Origin of the sequence: Pseudomonas sp. RW3S2 (assembly GCF_014268955.1) — a bacterium.
Taxonomy (GTDB): Bacteria; Pseudomonadota; Gammaproteobacteria; order Pseudomonadales; family Pseudomonadaceae; genus Aquipseudomonas; species Aquipseudomonas wayambapalatensis.
On sequence record NZ_JABWRM010000006.1, the window covers coordinates 91,226 to 108,255 of the forward strand.

A 17,030-nucleotide genomic window follows, 5' to 3' on the forward strand; every position below is an offset into this window, starting at 1 on the left:
CCGGAAAGGCATTCCTTGGTAGTATTTTGTTGCATTTGTGCGAGAGTTTTCTTATTGCAATTTGAGACGTGGTCGGATTGTGACCCCACTGGGGCTCTGCCATAATCCCGCCCGCTCTGGCCTGGGCATCTTGATGGCCTCCGGCAATCCCCCCTTCTCGACGTCACGTAACGGACTACGTTGTGAGCTTCCTTTCGATCGAATTCGGCCTCTGTTTCACGCTCTTCTTCATTGTCTACTGGAGCCTTTGCTGGAGCCTGCGCCTGCAGAACCTGTTGCTGCTTGCGGCCAGCTACGGGCTGGTGGCGAGTTTCAGCCTGCAATCGTTGTACATCCTGCTTGGCTACAGTGTGCTGGTGTACCTGCTGGGGTTGCTGGCTGCGCGCCAGCCCGGGCGCTGGTTCAATGGCGTGCTGCTGCTGGCGCTGGTGTTGGGGTGTTTCTACCTGTTCAAGTACCAGGAGTTCTTCGCCGCCAGTGTGCAGGGCGCATTCGCGGCTGCCGGGCTCGAGGTGTCGCTGCCGGTGCTCGAGCTACTGGTGCCGATCGGCCTGTCGTTCTATGCCTTCCATTCGGTCAGCTACCTGGTGTCGATCAACCGCGGTGAGATGGCCTCGGCGCCGCCGCTGGACCTGGCCCTGTACCTGGCCTTCTTCCCCAGCCTGATCGCAGGTCCGGTCAATCGTGCGGCGCACCTGCTGCCACAGATCCGCCCGGAGGCCATGCGCGAAGTACTGGAGCCGCAACGGGCGCTTGGCCTGATTGCACTGGCGGTGGTCAAGCTGTTCCTGCTCAGCGGCTGGCTGGGCAGCCAGTGGGTCGATCCGGTGTTCGAAACCCCGGGCAGCTTCACCCCCGAGCAGGTGCTGCTCAGCGTCTATGGCTACAGCTTCCTGATCTATTTCAACTTCAGCGGCTACACCAACCTGGTCACCGGCATCGCCCTGCTGCTGGGTTTTCGCCTGCCGGACAACTTCAACGCGCCTTATGCCGCGCGCAATCTCAAGGAGTTCTGGGGGCGCTGGCACATCAGCCTGTCGCGCTTCATTCGTGACTACATCTACATCCCCCTGGGCGGCAATCGCAAAGGGGTGTGGCGCGGCAACCTGAACATGCTGCTGGCCATGCTGATCTCCGGGCTGTGGCACGGCGCGAGCCTGAATTTCATTCTCTGGGGCGCGCTGCATGGAGTGGGGCTGGCGCTGTACAAGCTGTTCGAGCAGTTGTGGCCGGGCTTTGCGCGCCTGCCGGGCAGCGGGCTGCTGGCCCGCTTGCTGACGTTCCACTACGTGGCCTTCGCCTGGATCTTCTTCCGCAGCCCAACCCTGGATGGCGCCTGGGAGATGCTGGGCGATATCGCCCAGGTCAGCCTGGCCGGGCTCGACTCGGCCACCGGTGTAGCGCTGCTGGCCTGTGTGCTGTACGTCGCCACGTATCCACAGTGGCTGGCGACCCTGCGCCAGGGCTTTTCTGCCAGCCAGCGCCTGCCCTGGCAACTGTACCCACTGCCACTGGCGGTCTTCGTGTCGCTGGTGATCTTCGCGTCGCAATCGGGTGTGCCGGGGTTCATCTATGCAAGCTTCTGATATCCGCCAGCTGTTCCAGGTGCAGATGGGCGCGGCGCGCACGCTGTATGCCCTGGTGGTCGCCACAGGGCTGCTGTTCTGGCTGAACCAGGACTCGATCAGCCTGTATTGCCAGCAGAAGTATCACGACAGTTGCGAACTGCCGGTGCTGGGGCAATTGCCAGCCTGGCGCCTGGGTGCGGGCCTGACCGCTGCGCTGGAGCAGGGCCGTGACAGCTTCCTCGACAGCCTGAGCGGGCAAGCCACGGTGGCGCAGGCGCCGCCTGTGGTCGAACTGCCGGCGCCGATGCCGGTGGTGAGTGTCGATCTGCAGGCCCCTGTTGCCAAGCCTGTGCATGTCGCCGCAACTGCCGCGCACCCTGTCGCGCCGGTGCAGGTGCCAGCGGCGGCTCCCGTGGTCGTGAAGCCGCCGGTGGCGCAGATGGTCGCACCGGGCACCCTGGCGTCCCTGGCGGCGGGCGATGAAGTGTTCCTGGTGGGCGATTCGCTGATGCAGGGCGTCGCCCCGCACCTGGCCAACAGCCTGCGCAAGCGCTACCAGATCCATACCATCAACCTCAGTCGGCAGAGCACCGGGCTTGCCTACCCGGGCTTCTTCAACTGGCCGAAGACCGTGGCCGACACCCTCGCCAGCGCGCCGAAGATCCGCCTGATGGTGGTCTTCCTCGGCCCTAACGACCCGTGGGACATGCCCCAGGGCAAGGGCAAGCCGTTCTTGCGCTTCAAGTCGCCGGAGTGGGAAGTGGCCTACCGTGAGCGCATCGACGCGATCCTCGAGCAGGCCCGCGAGCACAATGTCCAGGTGATCTGGGTCGGCCCGCCGAACATGGAGAAGTCACGGCTGTCGACGGCCATGAACTACCTCAGCGGCCTTTATCAGGAGCGCACCGCGCAATTCGGCCAGCACTACGTCTCGGCCAACCCGATTCTCGGCTATCCCGACGAGCAGTTCTCGTATACGGTGCAGACGCCGGAGGGCAAGCGGGTCAAGGTCCGGGTCGACGACGGCATTCATTTCACCATCACGGGCCAGAAGATGATCGCCGCGCAGGTACTGTCACTGATCAGCTTCCCGGTCCTGACTGCAACAGGACATTGAGATGCGCCTATGGCATCACCTGCTGGGCGTGGCGCTGCTGATCAGCGCCTTGCCCGCGTGCAGCACCGGCGCCAGCGCGCCACCCCAGCCTGCGGCCAAGCCCGCCGTTGTCGCCAAGGGGCGCGACGACGGCAACCTCGCGCTCCTCGCCGGCAAGTTCCGCAACGCCGGCCGTGCGCCCATTTCCATCGTTCAGCTGGGTGATTCGCACACCGCTGCCGACCTGTTCAGCGGTGAGCTGCGCAAGCTGCTGCAGGCCCGCTATGGCGACGGTGGCATTGGCCTGGTGCCGGCTTCGCCGGTGCCGGGAATTCGCAACGACCGGGTCATCGTCACCAGCGAACGGCGCCAGTGGGAGCTGGTTTCTGCGCGCAACCAGCAGAGCAGCCAGTTTCCGTTGGGTGGCTACCTGTCGCTGCCGGTGGTCGATCGCCCTGGCGTGAAGATCCAGGCCCGCGACCCCGACGAACAACGCTACCGGATCTCGGCGCTGTACCAGGCAACGCGCAACAGCACGCTGGTGGCCAATGGCAGCCAGCGCCGCATGTTGCCGGCTACCAATGGTGAGTGGCGCTTCAGCCCGGCCTTCATCAATCTTGGGCTGCCGTTGCAACTGAGCGTGGAAGGCGCCCAGGGCGTGGCGCTGGGCGGCTGGTATATCCAGGGGCAGAAGAACGCCGGGGTCACCTATTCATCGTTGGGTATCAACGGTGCACGGCTGGAGGTGGTGGACAAGTGGCAAGCGGGTTGGCAGGGCACGCTCAAGGCGTTGCGGCCTGACCTGGTGATCCTCGCCTACGGCACCAACGAAGCCTTCGATGACAAGCTCGACCTGGCGCTGTACCAGTCGCAGCTGGACGCCACCCTGGCCCGCTTGCGCCAGGAAATGCCCAAGGCGGCCATCCTGCTGGTCGGGCCGCCCGATTCGATCAAGCAGCGCAAGGCCGCCAGTTGCGCGGCGCGCCAGCCGCAGCCGCTGGCGAGCGTGATCCGCATCCAGCGCCAGGCGGCGCAGAAGTACAAGGCGCTGTTCTGGGATTGGCAGGCAGAGATGGGCGGGCCGTGCTCGATCGCCGCCTGGCAGGCCAGCGGCCTGGGGCGGCCTGACCTGGTGCACCTGACCGCCGATGGCTATCGCAAGAGTGCGGCAATGTTATACGCCTACCTCAAGGGGCAGTTGGGGCTGCGCTGAGCGCCGCCCTTAAAGATACAGCGCGGCTCCTGCAAGGGGCCGCGCTGCAGGTCAGGCGGGCTGCGCCTCAAGTTCGAGCATCGCTTGGCGATAGCGTGCCAGCTCCTCGATGGTCACCACCGGCAGGTTGTACTGGCGCGCATACACCGCCACCTGTTCGCCCCGGGCCATGCTGCCGTCGGGGTTCATCAGCTCGCACAGCACCGCCGCTGGCCGCAACCCGGCCAGGCGCGCCAGGTCCACCGAGCCTTCAGTATGGCCGCGGCGGGTCAGCACGCCACCATCACGCGCACGCAACGGGAACACATGGCCAGGGCTGACGATATGACGCTGCTCGGCGGTCGAGCGCAGTGCGGCTTCGATGGTGGTGATCCGGTCCTGGGCCGACACGCCGGTGCTCACGCCCTCGGCCGCCTCGATGGTGACGGTGAAGCCGGTGCCGTGGCGGGCCTGGTTGTTCTGCACCATGGGTGCGAGCTGCAGGGCATCGACCGTGGCTTCATCCAGGCACAGGCAGACGATGCCGCTGCAATCGCGAATCATCATGGCCATGGTCTGCAGCGACAGGTTTTCGGCAGCGGCGACGATATCGGCTTCGTCCTCGCGATCGTCGTCGTCGAGCAGCAGTACGGGGCGCCCGGCCTGGAAGGCGGCGATGGCGGCGGTGACGTTGGGGAATTTCGAGTGGTGCAAGGTGGACATGAAACGCTCCTCGTGAATGATCGATGAACGTCTCGGGGCGAACAAAATGCGCGCGCAAGGGCGCCCGATGGCCCCGCGCTTGCGCCTTCTTTCATCCGGACTATGACCGTCGGCTCTGGAGTCTCACCAGATCTGCTGACCCCCGGCATGGCCGGGGCGCTCGCGGGCTCATCTTTCGATTTACCGCCGGTGGGGACTTTCACCCCGCCCTGAAGACCGGCGGAGCATACCGCAAACCGACCGTTTGTTGGCAAGCCCTGCTTAAGTCGATGCCCGCCTTGCCCTTAATCCTTGTAGGAGCAACTGTCTTGCTCAAAAAATCTGAGGCCTGCCCAATCCCCTGTGGGAGCGGGCTTGTCCCGCGATCGGGCGCGAAGCGGCCGCAATCCAAGCGACCATCTTTTCCTGAAAAACCTCGGGGCCTGGTTTTACGGCCGCTGCGCGCCCGATCGCGGGACAAGCCCGCTCCCACAGGGATTAGGCCGGTCTTTGGGTTTTGAGCAAGACAGTTCAGTGCAGCCTGCCGCGCTCGACATCCGTCATCAGTGCTTTGGCAAAGGCGCTCAGGTAGTCGGCGGCGGTCAGCAGCCGGGCGTCCTGCTCCATCAACCCTTCGTGCAGCAGGTGGCGGATGCAGGCGATCAGGTTCATCACTTCGTCGTAGGCGTGTTCGGCGGGGATGCCGGGCAGGATGCGGAACATGTCCACAGGCGGGTTGCCGGACTCGTGGAAAGTTTCCAGGCCAGCAGTCAGGAGAGGTGGGTCGGGGAGACCGCGATCAAGGCCGCGCGTCGCTGGGGTTATCGGGTCAAGGGCATCGCCCGTGACAAGGCGCGTATCGTCACCGCCACCGACAACTTCCATGGTCGCACCACTACCATCGTCGGGTTCTCCACCGAGCCGCAGTACAAGGATGGCTTCGGCCCGTTCAGCGACGGTTTTGACACTGCGACCTTCGGCGATATCGACAGCTTCCGTGCCGCCATCGGCCCGAATACCTGCGCCGTGCTGATCGAGCCGATCCAGGGCGAGGCCGGCATTCGCGTGCCGCCACAGGGCTTCCTGCGTCAGTTGCGCGAGCTGTGCGACGCCACCCACACCCTGCTGATTCTTGACGAGATCCAGTCCGGCCTTGGGCGGACCGGCAAGACCTTCGCTTTCGAGCACGAGGGCATTCGCCCGGATGGCCTGATCGTCGGCAAGGCGCTGGGCGGCGGGATCCTGCCGGTCTCGGCGTTCATCGCCGACCATGCGCTGATGGACCTGTTCGATGCCGGCAGCCATGGTTCGACCTTTGGCGGCAACCCGCTGGCGGCAGCGGTGGGCCTGGAGGCGCTGCGCGTGCTGCAAGACGAGCAACTGGCGCAGAACAGTGCCGAGCTCGGCGCCTACCTGCAACAGCGCCTGCGTGAGATGGCGGTGCCGTTCGTGCGTGATATTCGTGGCCGTGGGCTGTGGGTCGGGATCGAGCTGGACCGCCCGGCGCGGCCATACTGCGAGGCGCTGATGGCGCTGGGCGTGCTGGCCAAGGAAACCCACGAGACCGTGCTGCGCATCGCACCGCCGCTGTGCATCAGCCGCGATGAGCTGGACTGGGGGCTGGAGCGGATTGCCCAGGTGCTGGTTGATTGCTAGCCGAGTGGCTTGGACCGCGGTGTTCTTCTCGCGGGCAAGCCCGCCCCCACGATCTTGCTATTGATCCTGATTCGGCTGTTTCCCTGTGCGCGGCCCTGTTCCCGATCACTTAATCGGCTGCGCTACCGCCAGTCAGTTTGAGCGTGCTCAAGGCCGCAACGCCGCTGTGGGCTGAAGTTGGAGTTCGATATGTCGAGAATACGCAAGTCAATCTGCGTTTCATTGACCGTGTCCCGGCAGGCGACAGCGTGACCTTGAGCGCTATCCTTTTAAGGGTTGGGGCTGCGCTTGCACGATCTCGATCAAGGCCCTGCGGTCCTGGATATGCGACTGTATGACGCCTCGAGCTTCACTGTCGCAGAATCAGGCGTGCGGCTAACTCGGGCAGTGCGGGTTGTCATGGTAAGTGATCAATCTCCTGCATTTGGACGCTATCAGCCCCATGTGCAGCCGATCATCGATTATCTCTGAAGGTTCTCGCTCAGCGCTATTGCGTTATTGCGGCGTACCGCAAAGACCATTGCCTGCGCTGTTCTAGGTGTCATGTGTCGGCCGTCAGGTACGAAGCCCGCTTACTGGGCGTTGTCAGGAAAACTGACGAGTTTCTATGCAGTAGGCCATCAGCTCTTGATCACTGTCGATCTCCAGCTTGCGCATGGCCGACACTTTTTGTGCACTCACCGTCTTGTTGCTGCGGCACAGTTGCCGCGCAATGTCACTCACCGACAAGCCAGTCACGAACAGGCGCAGCACCTCCATTTCACGAGGCGAGAGACTTTGAAAGCGATCCTCTACCTGGCCGGGGCGGACCAGCACCGAGCGCGCCTCGGGTTTAGGGCTGGTGTAGCGACGCTGCGAACTCAGAGCGGTCAACGCCTTCTCGATCTCTTGATGCAGGTGGTTTTTCTGGATCACGCCGACAACCCCCAGTTCCTGCAGGCGTGACAGGATCAGGCTGTTGGAAATCATCGTCAGCACCAGGACCTGCGTCTGTGGGAAATTGCGCAGCACGTACTCGATCAACTTCAGGCCATCGCCATAGGTGGCATCGCCGGGCATGTTGAAGTCGGTGATAAGCAGCTGCGGGTTGTGCTTGCGCAGCTGCTCGATCAACTCACTGGAGCTGACCGCCTCGCCTACTACGGTGTAGCGCCCATCGCGCTGGATGATTTCGCGCACGCCGAGTAGCACTATGGGATGGTCATCGGCGATGACGATCTTCAATTGAGACATTGGTGGAATCTCTTGCAGTAGATGGTAGGCATCATTGAGTTTGCTCGGCCAAAGATTGCGCCAATGCCGCGAGGCGGGCGCAGAGGGCTCTGATCTGTACGATCAGCGGCGCGTCGAGCGGACCCGCATGCAACGCTTCTTCCAGTTGCTGGCAGAGGTGGTGGAGTGCCTGTGCGTGCACACTGGCCAGAGCTCCACTCATGCTGTGCAGGCGTTGACGCACGACAAGTGCATCTGACGCCTGAAGCCCTTGCTCGATCTGAGAAATGTCCGCCACCAGCGTCTGAGCCATCAGCTCACGCATGGCAGGCGACAGCTCGATCCAGCCTTCCTGATCGTCCTTTGCCGACGGCGCCAAAGGCTGCAACTGCTGGCTATTGGCTTTACGGCAGTGCGACATCAGGGCTTGGCGGAGCATGCCCAGGCTCAGCGGTTTGACCACCCAGGCGCTCATGCCCATGGCCAGGCAATGCTCGCCTTCTTCACGTAGGGCGTTGGCGGTAACGCCGATGATCGGTACATCCACGCCCTGCACGCGCAGGGCTTGCGCCAGCTCATAACCGTTGAGACGTGGCATGTTGATGTCGGTGATGACCAGGTCGAATGTCTGGGTATGCCACAGTTTCAGTGCGTGTTGACCGTCGTTGGCAACCGTCGGGTGGGCACCCAGCGCTTCGAGCTGCTCGCGCAGCACCGCTTGGCTGACCGGATTGTCCTCTGCAACCAGTACGCGCACGTTCAGGCAGGGCTCATCCAGGCATGTAGGCAGCAGTGAGGTCGGCGGTGGCGGTGGCGCAGTGTGAACGATAGGCAGGGTGATCAGCAGAGAGAAGCTGCTGCCCAGCCCGGGCTCGCTCACAACCCGCATGCTCCCGCCCATGAGTTCGCTCAACTTTTTGCAGATCGACAGACCCAACCCTGCACCATTGCCATCCTGGCCGGGCGCGACCTGATAGAACGGTTTGAAAAGTTGCTCAATCGCTTGCTCCCTGATGCCGACGCCGGTATCGGTGACCTGCCATTGCAGCGAGACGCAGTCGGCGTTGCGCGATTGCACAGTCAGACGCAGGCGAACACGGCCCGAGTCGGTAAACTTGATGGCGTTGCCCAACAGGTTGTGCAGTATCTGCCGCAGCCGCCCGGCATCACCCAGGATCTGCTTGGGGATCTGCGGATCTATCTCCGCTTCGATATCCAGGCCTTTGTTGCGTGCGGTTGCGCTGAAGGCAACCACTGCATCCTCCACCAGTTGAGCGGGGTCAAACGGCGCCTCCTCAACCGGCATCTGGCCCGATTCGATCTTGGATACGTCCAGTACGTTGCTGATCAGTTGGAACAGCACCGTTGACGAGCCCTGGATGACTTCCAGGTAGTGGCGTTGACGCTCGGTCATATCAGTCAGCGAGAGCAGTTCCAGATTGCCCAGCACGCCATAAAGCGGCGTGCGGATTTCGTGACTCATGGTCGCCAGGAACACGGTCTTGGCTTCGTTGGCGGCAGTGGCGCGGCGGTGTGCCTGGTTCAGCATCAAGGTCTCGTCTACATGCCGTGTGATGTCATTGCAGCCACACAGGAACACGTCCTGGCCCTCGTAGCGGGCGGCCACGACCACGACCTGAACATAGCGACCGTCGACCAGCAGGCAGGTCTCCCCGGGCGCCTGATCGCCATCATGGCTTTCCAGCAATTGGAGGACGGCTGGGGTGGCAGCCAACTGCGCAGCGCGCTGGTTTTCCAGCAGCAGCTTGCGGTCACTGCGACGCAGAACACACAAACCAACGGGTGCGTTGTGCAGCATCAGGCGGTTGAATGACTCGTTCTCGAACAGGCGTTCTTGCGCCTTTTGAGCTGGTATGACGATACGGGTCTGGTACCAGCGGTTGATCCACAGGCCGACCAGAATCGCCGCAATAAACGTCAGCATCAGCCCCGTCAACGGCCATTTGGCATAGCGCAGAAAGTCCTGATAGCTGATTGCATAAAGGCCGGTCCAGCGCTCCCCGGAGTTCGATATCAACTTGAAACGCAGCCCCTGCTGATTGAAGCTCAGCCCCAAAGGAGCAGTGGTGCCTGGCTCCAGAGCGCCGAGCACTACGTCGTCCTCAGGCGAGATCAGGGTGAACTGGTTGTACACCGGCAATTGCAGCACCCGCTCGAACTCATCGACCTGGGCGGTATCGACGGCGGCGGCTAGGACCAGCAGGCCATTCGCTTTGCCGGCAGGAAGCAGGGCACTGGCAGCGTCCAGGCCGATCATCGCGACAATGCTGCGGTGCTTCTGGTACAGCTGCGAGGGCGCGCGCATCCAGCGCACACGATGATCGTTCAGCAGGGTCTGTGAGGGCAGGATCTGCTGCAGACGGTTGATGACAGAGCTGTATTGCTCTTGCAGCAGCGGCAGATGCTGGCGAGGTGCATCTGCGGCGGGAATTGCCAGGCTGGCTTCGCCGGCCGGGCTGAGAATGAACAGTTGTGGTGAAGAATAGAATGAACTGGCCCAGAACCCGCCAAAGTAGTCGGTCATCTGCACGCCCAAGGCCAGCGCTCGGCCTTCGTCTTCTTTGCTATAGCCTGGGCCATGGGCCAGGGAGAACGGCAACGAAAGGTCGAAACCTTTGGCCTTGAGCAACACCTGATCACCAATAGGCTGAGTCTGGATCACTGAAACGGACTGTACCGAGTGCAGGGGCGGCGAGCTGCTGTAACGGTAGCCGGTAGCTACATTTCGCATAAACGACTCGTGCTCGTGGATGATTTCCACGACCCGAGCGAAATGAAATTCGACGCGCTGTTGTTCGGCCTCCAGCAGCCGCGACACCGCCCAGTAGCAGGTGCTGGACAGAAGTATCAGCAAGCCTGTCATCAGCAACAGAGCTTTGTTCAGGCGTTGGGAACTCAGCGCCAGGGCGTCCAGGTGTAGGCTCGCGTGTTTCATGGGGGTAGGGCTCGGCTAAAGGAAGAAAATAGACCGACGCTAAAGGTGCGCAAATAGCGTCTATCGTCCTTGAACAGTCAGCACTTCCCTGAGCTGAATCGTTTGACCATGAGGTTTCAAATTAGTGCTGGCCGTGGGCCATCTTCCCTTAATAAATTGGCCAAGTCATCTCGCGCGACTGCTGGAGAGATGATAAAACCCTGCACGTGGTCACACTTGATTCGGCGAAGCACTGCCAATTCGGCTTGGGTTTCTGCACCCTCGGCGACCGTGATGAGGCCAAGCTTGCGTCCCAGTTCGGTGATGCTGAGCAAGGCTGACGCCAAGCCGTCGTTTTCGCCGCAGCCTGATACCAGCGAGCGGTCGATCTTGAGCTCCGTGAACGGTGTCGACACCAGATTGAAGTACGAGCTGTACCCCCTGCCGAAGTCGTCCTGAGCGAGGCCGAACCCCATCAGCCGCAAGCGACATGCACCGGCGTAGTAGCTGCTGGACAGTTGGGTGGTAGAGGTCTCGGTGAGCTCGAAGGTGATCTGGCGGGGGTCGGCCTGGTTGATCCGTACCTGGGCCAGCAAGCGGTCGACCAGGTCGGCATGATCGAGCAGGTGGGTCGGCAGATTGATCGATACAGGCAGCGGATGGCCCATGCGCTCCCACTGTGCCTGGGCGCCAAGGGTTTGACCCAGCATGCAGGTGAGCAGCTCGATTTCCAGTTCGGCGTTTTCGATCTCATCGAGAAAAGCGCCGGGCATAAGCAAACCTTCGGCAGGATGTACCCAGCGCGCGAGCGCCTCGGCACCTACGATGCTTCCGTCATGCAGCGACATCTTCGGCTGGAACCACGCTTGGATTTCACCGTTCTCGAGTGCCTTGGCCAAGGTGCTGCGCGAACGGCAGCCTCGCGGTCTGCTGCTGAATGCTCGGGCCTGCTCGGTGAGGTCATCGAGTCGTTCGCGCAAACCGACAACTTCAGCCTCTCGGACCGGTTTGGAGATCAGGCCGGCGACGCGCAGCCCAAGATTCTTGGCGACCTGGCCGGAGCCAACCAGCATGCGTCGCGATGCTGCGGTCATCAATGCCAGGGCAGGGGGACGATGCAGTTGCGCCAGTTGCTGTATCAGTTGCACACCGTCCATATGCGGCATCATCAGGTCAGTCAGCAGCAAGTCATATCGGCTACTTGCCAGGCGCTGCAGTGCAGTGGCGCCATCCCAGGCCAGTTCCACCTCAAAGCCGCCTGCCGCCTGGAAGACAGTCGTCAGGTACTGGTGTTGAAACGGATGGTCCTCGACTATTAGCACGCGATACACGTTCACGACACGCTTCTCTGGTAAGGCTGCAAGCACTGGTACAAGGCGTGCAGCGTGAAGGGTTTGACAAGCAGGTGTGCCATGCCTGCCCCCAGGCAACGCTCTGCCTCATCCAGCATGGCGTTGGCAGTAGCACCGATGATCGGTACGCTGCAGCCCCTTGCGCGCAGCTCTCCGGTGAGTTGATAGCCGTTCATGCGCGGCATGTTGACATCGGTCAGGACGATGTCGAAGTCGGCGTCTTGCCACAGCGCCAGGGCCTCGACACCGTCGCGCGCCAGCACCACGGTGCAGCCTAGTTCCTCGAGTTGGTCGCGCAGAATGAGCTGATTGATCATGTTGTCTTCTGCCACCAGCAGGTGCAGATTCAGCCGGCCTTTCTGAACCGTGACAGGCTTCATCGGCTCGTCTTGCAGTTCTATGCCCAACGCTTGGCCGACGGCACGATTGAGTGCCTGAAGGTTGTTCAGCCCCACGCGCCAGGTGCGCTCGTCGACCTGGACAATGCCGTGTGCATCCTGCGCCACCACGACCCGATTACCATTCCAGTCATCTTTGAGGGTGGTACTGGCCTGACCTGGACACAGCTCGACCAGCGTCGCGCCAGTATCCAGTTGGCTCGTATCCTGGCCTGTCAGCTGTGCCCGTGCCCCCCAGCGGCGCAGCCAGCCCGCAGTGTGCTCAGCCAGTTCCTGCACCTGCGAGTGGACATAGATGCGCTCACTGACCAGTGGCTGAGCCCAGGCGTACTGCGTGTGCGCTGAGACCTGCTCGAGCGGCAGGGTGAACGTGAAGCTGCTGCCCAGGCCCGGTTCGCTGAACACCCTGAGCGAGCCATTCATCAAGTGCACCAGGCGCTTGCAGATGGACAGGCCCAGGCCGGTGCCAGCGACCACATTGGCGGTCGGGCTGCTTTGAAAGAACGGCTCGAACAGCTGTTGTTGATCCTGCGTAGGAATGCCCTTGCCGGTATCGACGACCTGCCACTGCAACATGGCCCGTTCGCCCTCGCGGGACATCAGCAGCAGGCGCACCACAATGCGTCCGGTCTCGGTGAATTTGACTGCGTTGCTCAGCAGGTTGCCGAGAATCTGACGAATCCGGGTGACGTCCCCCAGCACGTGCTCGGGCAGTCGCGGATCAATACAGGCGAACAGCTGCAGGCCTTTGCTCTGGGCCGCTCCGGTATAGTTCTGGATTACGTCCTGAGTCAGCTCCAGCGGCGCAAAAGTCGTGAGCTCCAGTGCCAACTGGCCGGCTTCGATCTTCGACACATCCAACACATCGCAGATCAATTGCAGCAAGGATGCCGAGGAGCCTTCGATCGCGGTGAGGTAGCCGCGCTGCTGTGTGTCCAGCTGAGTCCGGGAAAGCAGTTCGAGCGTTGCCAGCACGCCATACAACGGGGTGCGGATTTCGTGGCTCATCGTTGCCAGGAACAGCGTCTTGGCTTCATTGGCTGCGTCGGCCAGGGTGCGAGCCTGCTGCAAGGCCATTTCGGTGGTTTTGCGTTCGGTGATGTCACTGAATGCACAGATCAGTACATCTTCGCGCTGATAGCGCGTTGGAGCATAGCTCAGGAACAGATGTCGACCGTCCGCCATCTGTAGTTCGTCGGTGCTGCTTCGCTCTGTTTCGGAGCCAAAAGCGCGGTCAATCCATTGATGGCATAGCCGCGTTCGCTCATCGCCCATCCCCAGCCACTGTGTCGATAGTTGATTTTCCAGCACCACCGCGCCATCGCTGCGGCGCAGCACGCACAAGGCCACAGGGGCGACGTGAATCACTGCGCTGCAGAACGCCTCGCTTTCTATCAGGGCGTCAATACGCGCGGCGGCCGGCACGATCAACCGCTGGTTGATCCGCTTGACGCACCAGAGCATGAACACCGTGGCCAGAAGGCAAATAAGAAGCGCCGCCGCAAGCGGTATTGCCAAGCTGGGAAGCAAGGATTTCAGTTGTATGCTGTAGATGATTTGCCAGTTGGAATAGTCCAGATGTTTGCGGATAGTCAGCCTTTCCGGCAACCAGAACCCGCCCTCCCAGCCGAAGCTGGTGGACGTCGGGACGTTATCAGCCCGTCGCGTGCTTGCAGGCGGGAGCGGGGCGTTGCTCAGAATCAGTTGACCATTGGCATCCAGCAACTTGAAGTCACCAGCCTGCTCGTGCTGCAGGGCTTTGATCAGGTTTGGGCCATCGACCTCGAGCCCCAGCCAGCCTGAGGTGGCCTTGCGTTCGTCCATTCTGATGAAGATATACAGCGGTGAATCCAGTCGGCCGGGATCGGTCAGCCAGAGTTCATCTTGAGACGCCTGGATATCGTTGGCCGATCGCACGCGCTCAAGCACCCGCGAGGGCATGCTCTCAGCATGGGTGGCGGCGGTGAACAGGCGTTGCACCTCTGCGCCTGGCGTTTGCGGCACATAGATCAGGTTGACCTCGTTGGTCCGCAAGTAATCGAGCATGCGCCGGGTCAGCCATAGGCTCCAGATTTCATGGTCCTGGCCGAGGATGATATGAATCTCCTCTTCCGGCACATTGTTGGTTTCGGCGGCGGCAAGCGTGGGTTGCCTGACCGTAGACAACCCCAACCCTTTGAGCAGCGTCTGGCGGCTGACGAAGAAACCCTGAGCATCAAAGATCGCTTCGTTCATGTAGCTGCGGCGGGACGATATCTCCTGATTCAGCGTTACACGAAGGTAGCTGTAAGCACCGATGAACACTCCCGCTACAAGGCTGAAGGCGAACAGGCACAGGAGCTTGCGCGCCGCCTGCGGCGTCGAGAGCGAGGAGTGGAGCGTCGGGATCAGGTGGTCAGGTCTCATCGGCGCCAGCCTAGTGCGCGGCTGCCGTGTCCTGAATAGGACGGATCTCAATCTCTAGTCGGCAAGCCTTGGTCAGCGGCTGCTGAGCATGGGGGGATGCTTAGGCATGCTTCAAAGCACTTTCTGGGTAATCACATAGCGGCCTTGTTTGACCGCGCTGCCCGTGGCGTTGATCAGTACATACTCCTGATCCATCTTGGTTGAGGGCTGCGGCAATGGCTGGATGCTGATGTGCTGGGGCGGTGTGCTCGCAGCGGCTTGAACCGTCAAGGTCGAAAACGTCGCATCCTGCGCACATGATTCCCACACCCTGCCTTGGCTGTACGTGGTGACATTGCAGAGTCCAGTCACGACCGCTCCAGTGAAGCGCACAGTGCCATGCAGCGGCGTCCTATCTTCGGCCTGGCTCAATAGGGGCAAAGAGCAGAGCACCGCAGCAACGAAAAATCCTTTCATGTTTGCATTCCAATTTTGAGTGACTAATCGGCTTATCGGCTGGCGGCCAAATAGGGTGAGAGCTGAATCCTTTCACCCGACGAATGGTCCGGCATGCACGATTCCCTGCCGCGAGGATTTTTCCATCAAGTCAGTACAGACCCCCTTAGCGGGGCTGAAATAGCACTCTGATCAACTGCCCGGGCATGGTGCCGCGGCGAATGTGGCCGATGTAGCGGCGCCCGCCACCTGTTGCATGGCTAGGAAAGTTTTATCTGTGCCGAAGCGGGTCATACCGGCGTGGAGAAACGGCCGGCGCATGAAGGGCGACCCGCGATCTGGCAGATTGCGGCTCGTCGCAGGTACGCTGGCAATCATTTCGTGGTGTGGGGGGGCTGTGCACCAGGGGCAGATAACCAAAGCGTTGCATTGGTCATCCAATAAAATCAGCACCTGAACATCGGGCTTTTCTGCATGCCCATGCCGCCCATTTCCGGTTGGTCAGAAACTTCGCTTGGGGTTTCCTAATGCCTGAAGGCCAACTATTTTTCCGTGGAAACCTATTTGCTGAATGGCGCCTCTGTCTCTATTAGTTGGCCTGTGCTGGGCAGATTGGCTTTTGAGATTCGTCTTATGTTGATCACGGGTGAGCTAAGCGATAGTTCAATCCCCTGCTGACAGTATGCGTTGCCAGGGACCTATCACTTATAAAGCGAGGCCTGTCATGTCTGTTCGTTCAATCAAATACTCCGCATTGTCCTGCGCTGCCCTGGTAACTTCTTTCATGCTCACCGCTGCGCAAGCGGCCGATGGTCAAATCGAGTTCACAGGCGTGGTCAATGACAACGCGTGCACAATCAATACTCAAAGTGCTACTCAGTCTGTCGATATGGGTCAAGTGCGTATCGCAGACTTCCCTAATACCGTCGGTGCCCTGGCTGCCAATGGCGGTACACCTTTCAGCATTTCGCTGGAGAACTGCAGCGGGCCGACCCTGCGTAACGCAACCGTGAAGTTCAGCGGTCAGCAAGCCGCCAGCGATGCGACGGTATTGGGCATGGTCGGCAGCAATCAGGTTGCAGGCGTGGGTATTCAGATCGCCGATGCCCGCACCGGTGCCAAGCTGCCGCTCAACACTGAAAGCGCTGCCTACAGCCTGCGCCCAGCCAGCAACACCTTCGACTTCACTGCCTCTTACGTGCGCCTGGTAGCCGACACGGTAGACACCGACGGTGCCGTCACTGCGCGTGGTATTGGCACCGGTCGCGTCAATGCCATTGCCAGCTTCGACATCACTTATCGCTAATTACGCTGAATCACCAGGGTCCACGTGCAGCGTGGATCCTGGGCCAAGGGTGTGACATCAGATGAAATCGAAACTCGCAGGGTTGTTCGCCCTGGTACTTAGCCTTAGCAGCGTGCTGGCGCATGCGGGTGTCAATGTAGGCGCCACGCGGGTCGTCTATCAGGCCAAGCAAAAGGAAGCGAGCCTGTCAGTAACCAACTCCGCTGAAGACAATATTCCTTATCTGATCCAGTCCTGGGTCAGTGAGTACGGTGGCAGTGAGAGCAGCAGCGATGCCTTTCTGATTACGCCTCCATTGTTCCGCCTCGATCCCGGTAGTCAGAACATGCTGCGGATTATGGCCATCGATAAAAGTGTCTTCGCCAGCGATAAAGAAAGTTTGTTTACGGTCAATGTAAAAGCTATTCCCGCAAAGTCCACCGATCCGGCCCATCAGAACGTGCTGCAGATTGCCGTTAAAACCAGTATCAAACTTTTTTATCGCCCTGAGGGGTTGCAAGGCAATTTAGTTGACGCTGTGGCAGGGCTAAAAGCTTCAGCTGGACAGGGCCGTCTGCATATTCAAAACCCGTCTGGCTACCACGTGGTCGTCAGCAAGCTGGTGGTCAATGGCATCGAGCGTAAAGGGCTGCTCGAACTCATCAAGCCAGGCGAAAGTAGGATCGTTGACCTCCCTGTACGCGCAGGCGACACGATTAACCTTACTTACATCAATGAGTACGGCAGCGCAGTCGAAGCACCGGTAAAGACCCTGGTCAATTAATTCATTTGC

At 61.0% G+C, this 17,030-nt stretch carries 13 protein-coding genes, 1 pseudogene and 1 riboswitch; of the genes and pseudogenes, 7 read left to right on the plus strand and 7 right to left on the minus strand.

Annotation, left to right across the window (positions count from 1 at the left end):
- Positions 1-182 precede the first annotated feature (182 nt).
- From HU748_RS10630 to HU748_RS10640, 3 genes are read left to right on the plus strand one after another with little or no spacing between them, the layout of a single operon-like run.
- Complete coding sequence (locus HU748_RS10630; RefSeq protein WP_186720304.1) at positions 183-1,586, plus strand: MBOAT family O-acyltransferase; 1,404 nt, start codon at positions 183-185, stop codon at positions 1,584-1,586.
- On the plus strand, positions 1,573-2,685 hold the full coding sequence (locus HU748_RS10635; protein ID WP_238343325.1) for an SGNH family hydrolase: 1,113 nt from the start codon (positions 1,573-1,575) through the stop codon (positions 2,683-2,685). The genes HU748_RS10630 and HU748_RS10635 overlap by 14 nt, the downstream gene beginning before the upstream one ends.
- A gap of 1 nt (position 2,686) precedes the next feature.
- The gene (locus tag HU748_RS10640) at positions 2,687-3,877 is read left to right on the plus strand and encodes an SGNH/GDSL hydrolase family protein (protein WP_186720305.1); all 1,191 of its coding nucleotides are present in this window, start codon (positions 2,687-2,689) and stop codon (positions 3,875-3,877) included.
- 51 nt (positions 3,878-3,928) lie between these two features.
- Here HU748_RS10640 and ribB read toward each other — a convergent pair whose 3' ends face one another.
- Positions 3,929-4,579 carry a 3,4-dihydroxy-2-butanone-4-phosphate synthase gene (ribB, locus tag HU748_RS10645; RefSeq protein WP_186669198.1) on the minus strand — a complete coding sequence of 217 codons (651 nt, stop codon included), beginning with the start codon at positions 4,577-4,579 and terminating at the stop codon, positions 3,929-3,931.
- A gap of 79 nt (positions 4,580-4,658) precedes the next feature.
- Positions 4,659-4,800, minus strand: a riboswitch (FMN riboswitch).
- Positions 4,801-5,089: 289 nt separating this feature from the next.
- Positions 5,090-5,281 (minus strand): DUF3077 domain-containing protein, encoded by a 192-nt coding sequence (locus tag HU748_RS26410; RefSeq protein WP_346655462.1) that lies wholly within the window; start codon positions 5,279-5,281, stop codon positions 5,090-5,092.
- Here HU748_RS26410 and HU748_RS10650 point away from each other — a divergent pair.
- Positions 5,246-6,214, plus strand: a complete 969-nt coding sequence (locus HU748_RS10650; protein WP_346655463.1) for an aminotransferase class III-fold pyridoxal phosphate-dependent enzyme — start codon at positions 5,246-5,248, stop codon at positions 6,212-6,214. The two genes, HU748_RS26410 and HU748_RS10650, sit on opposite strands and share 36 nt — an antisense overlap.
- A 585-nt stretch (positions 6,215-6,799) precedes the next feature.
- On the opposite strand, the gene HU748_RS10655 is transcribed toward HU748_RS10650, so the two are convergent.
- From HU748_RS10655 to HU748_RS10675, 5 genes are all read right to left on the minus strand, one after another.
- Positions 6,800-7,447 (minus strand): response regulator, encoded by a 648-nt coding sequence (locus HU748_RS10655; RefSeq protein ID WP_186669201.1) that lies wholly within the window; start codon positions 7,445-7,447, stop codon positions 6,800-6,802.
- 31 nt (positions 7,448-7,478) lie between these two features.
- Positions 7,479-10,382 (minus strand): ATP-binding protein, encoded by a 2,904-nt coding sequence (locus HU748_RS10660; RefSeq protein WP_186720308.1) that lies wholly within the window; start codon positions 10,380-10,382, stop codon positions 7,479-7,481.
- A 116-nt stretch (positions 10,383-10,498) separates the two neighbouring features.
- Positions 10,499-11,698 (minus strand): EAL domain-containing response regulator, encoded by a 1,200-nt coding sequence (locus HU748_RS10665; protein ID WP_186669205.1) that lies wholly within the window; start codon positions 11,696-11,698, stop codon positions 10,499-10,501.
- Positions 11,695-14,517 carry an ATP-binding protein gene (locus HU748_RS10670; RefSeq protein ID WP_186720310.1) on the minus strand — a complete coding sequence of 941 codons (2,823 nt, stop codon included), beginning with the start codon at positions 14,515-14,517 and terminating at the stop codon, positions 11,695-11,697. Before HU748_RS10670 ends, HU748_RS10665 begins: the two co-directional genes overlap by 4 nt.
- A 111-nt stretch (positions 14,518-14,628) precedes the next feature.
- On the minus strand, positions 14,629-14,973 hold the full coding sequence (locus HU748_RS10675) for a hypothetical protein (protein ID WP_186669209.1): 345 nt from the start codon (positions 14,971-14,973) through the stop codon (positions 14,629-14,631).
- A gap of 228 nt (positions 14,974-15,201) precedes the next feature.
- Between HU748_RS10675 and HU748_RS10680 the strand changes: the two are divergent.
- From HU748_RS10680 to HU748_RS10690, 3 genes and pseudogenes are all read left to right on the plus strand, one after another.
- Positions 15,202-15,312: pseudogene (locus tag HU748_RS10680) on the plus strand (IS5/IS1182 family transposase); the annotation flags it as partial.
- Between the two features lie 424 nt (positions 15,313-15,736).
- Positions 15,737-16,258, plus strand: coding sequence for a fimbrial protein (locus HU748_RS10685; RefSeq protein ID WP_238343326.1), 522 nt, complete (start codon positions 15,737-15,739; stop codon positions 16,256-16,258).
- Positions 16,259-16,319: 61 nt separating this feature from the next.
- Positions 16,320-17,021, plus strand: a complete 702-nt coding sequence (locus HU748_RS10690; protein ID WP_186669211.1) for a molecular chaperone — start codon at positions 16,320-16,322, stop codon at positions 17,019-17,021.
- Positions 17,022-17,030 lie beyond the last annotated feature (9 nt).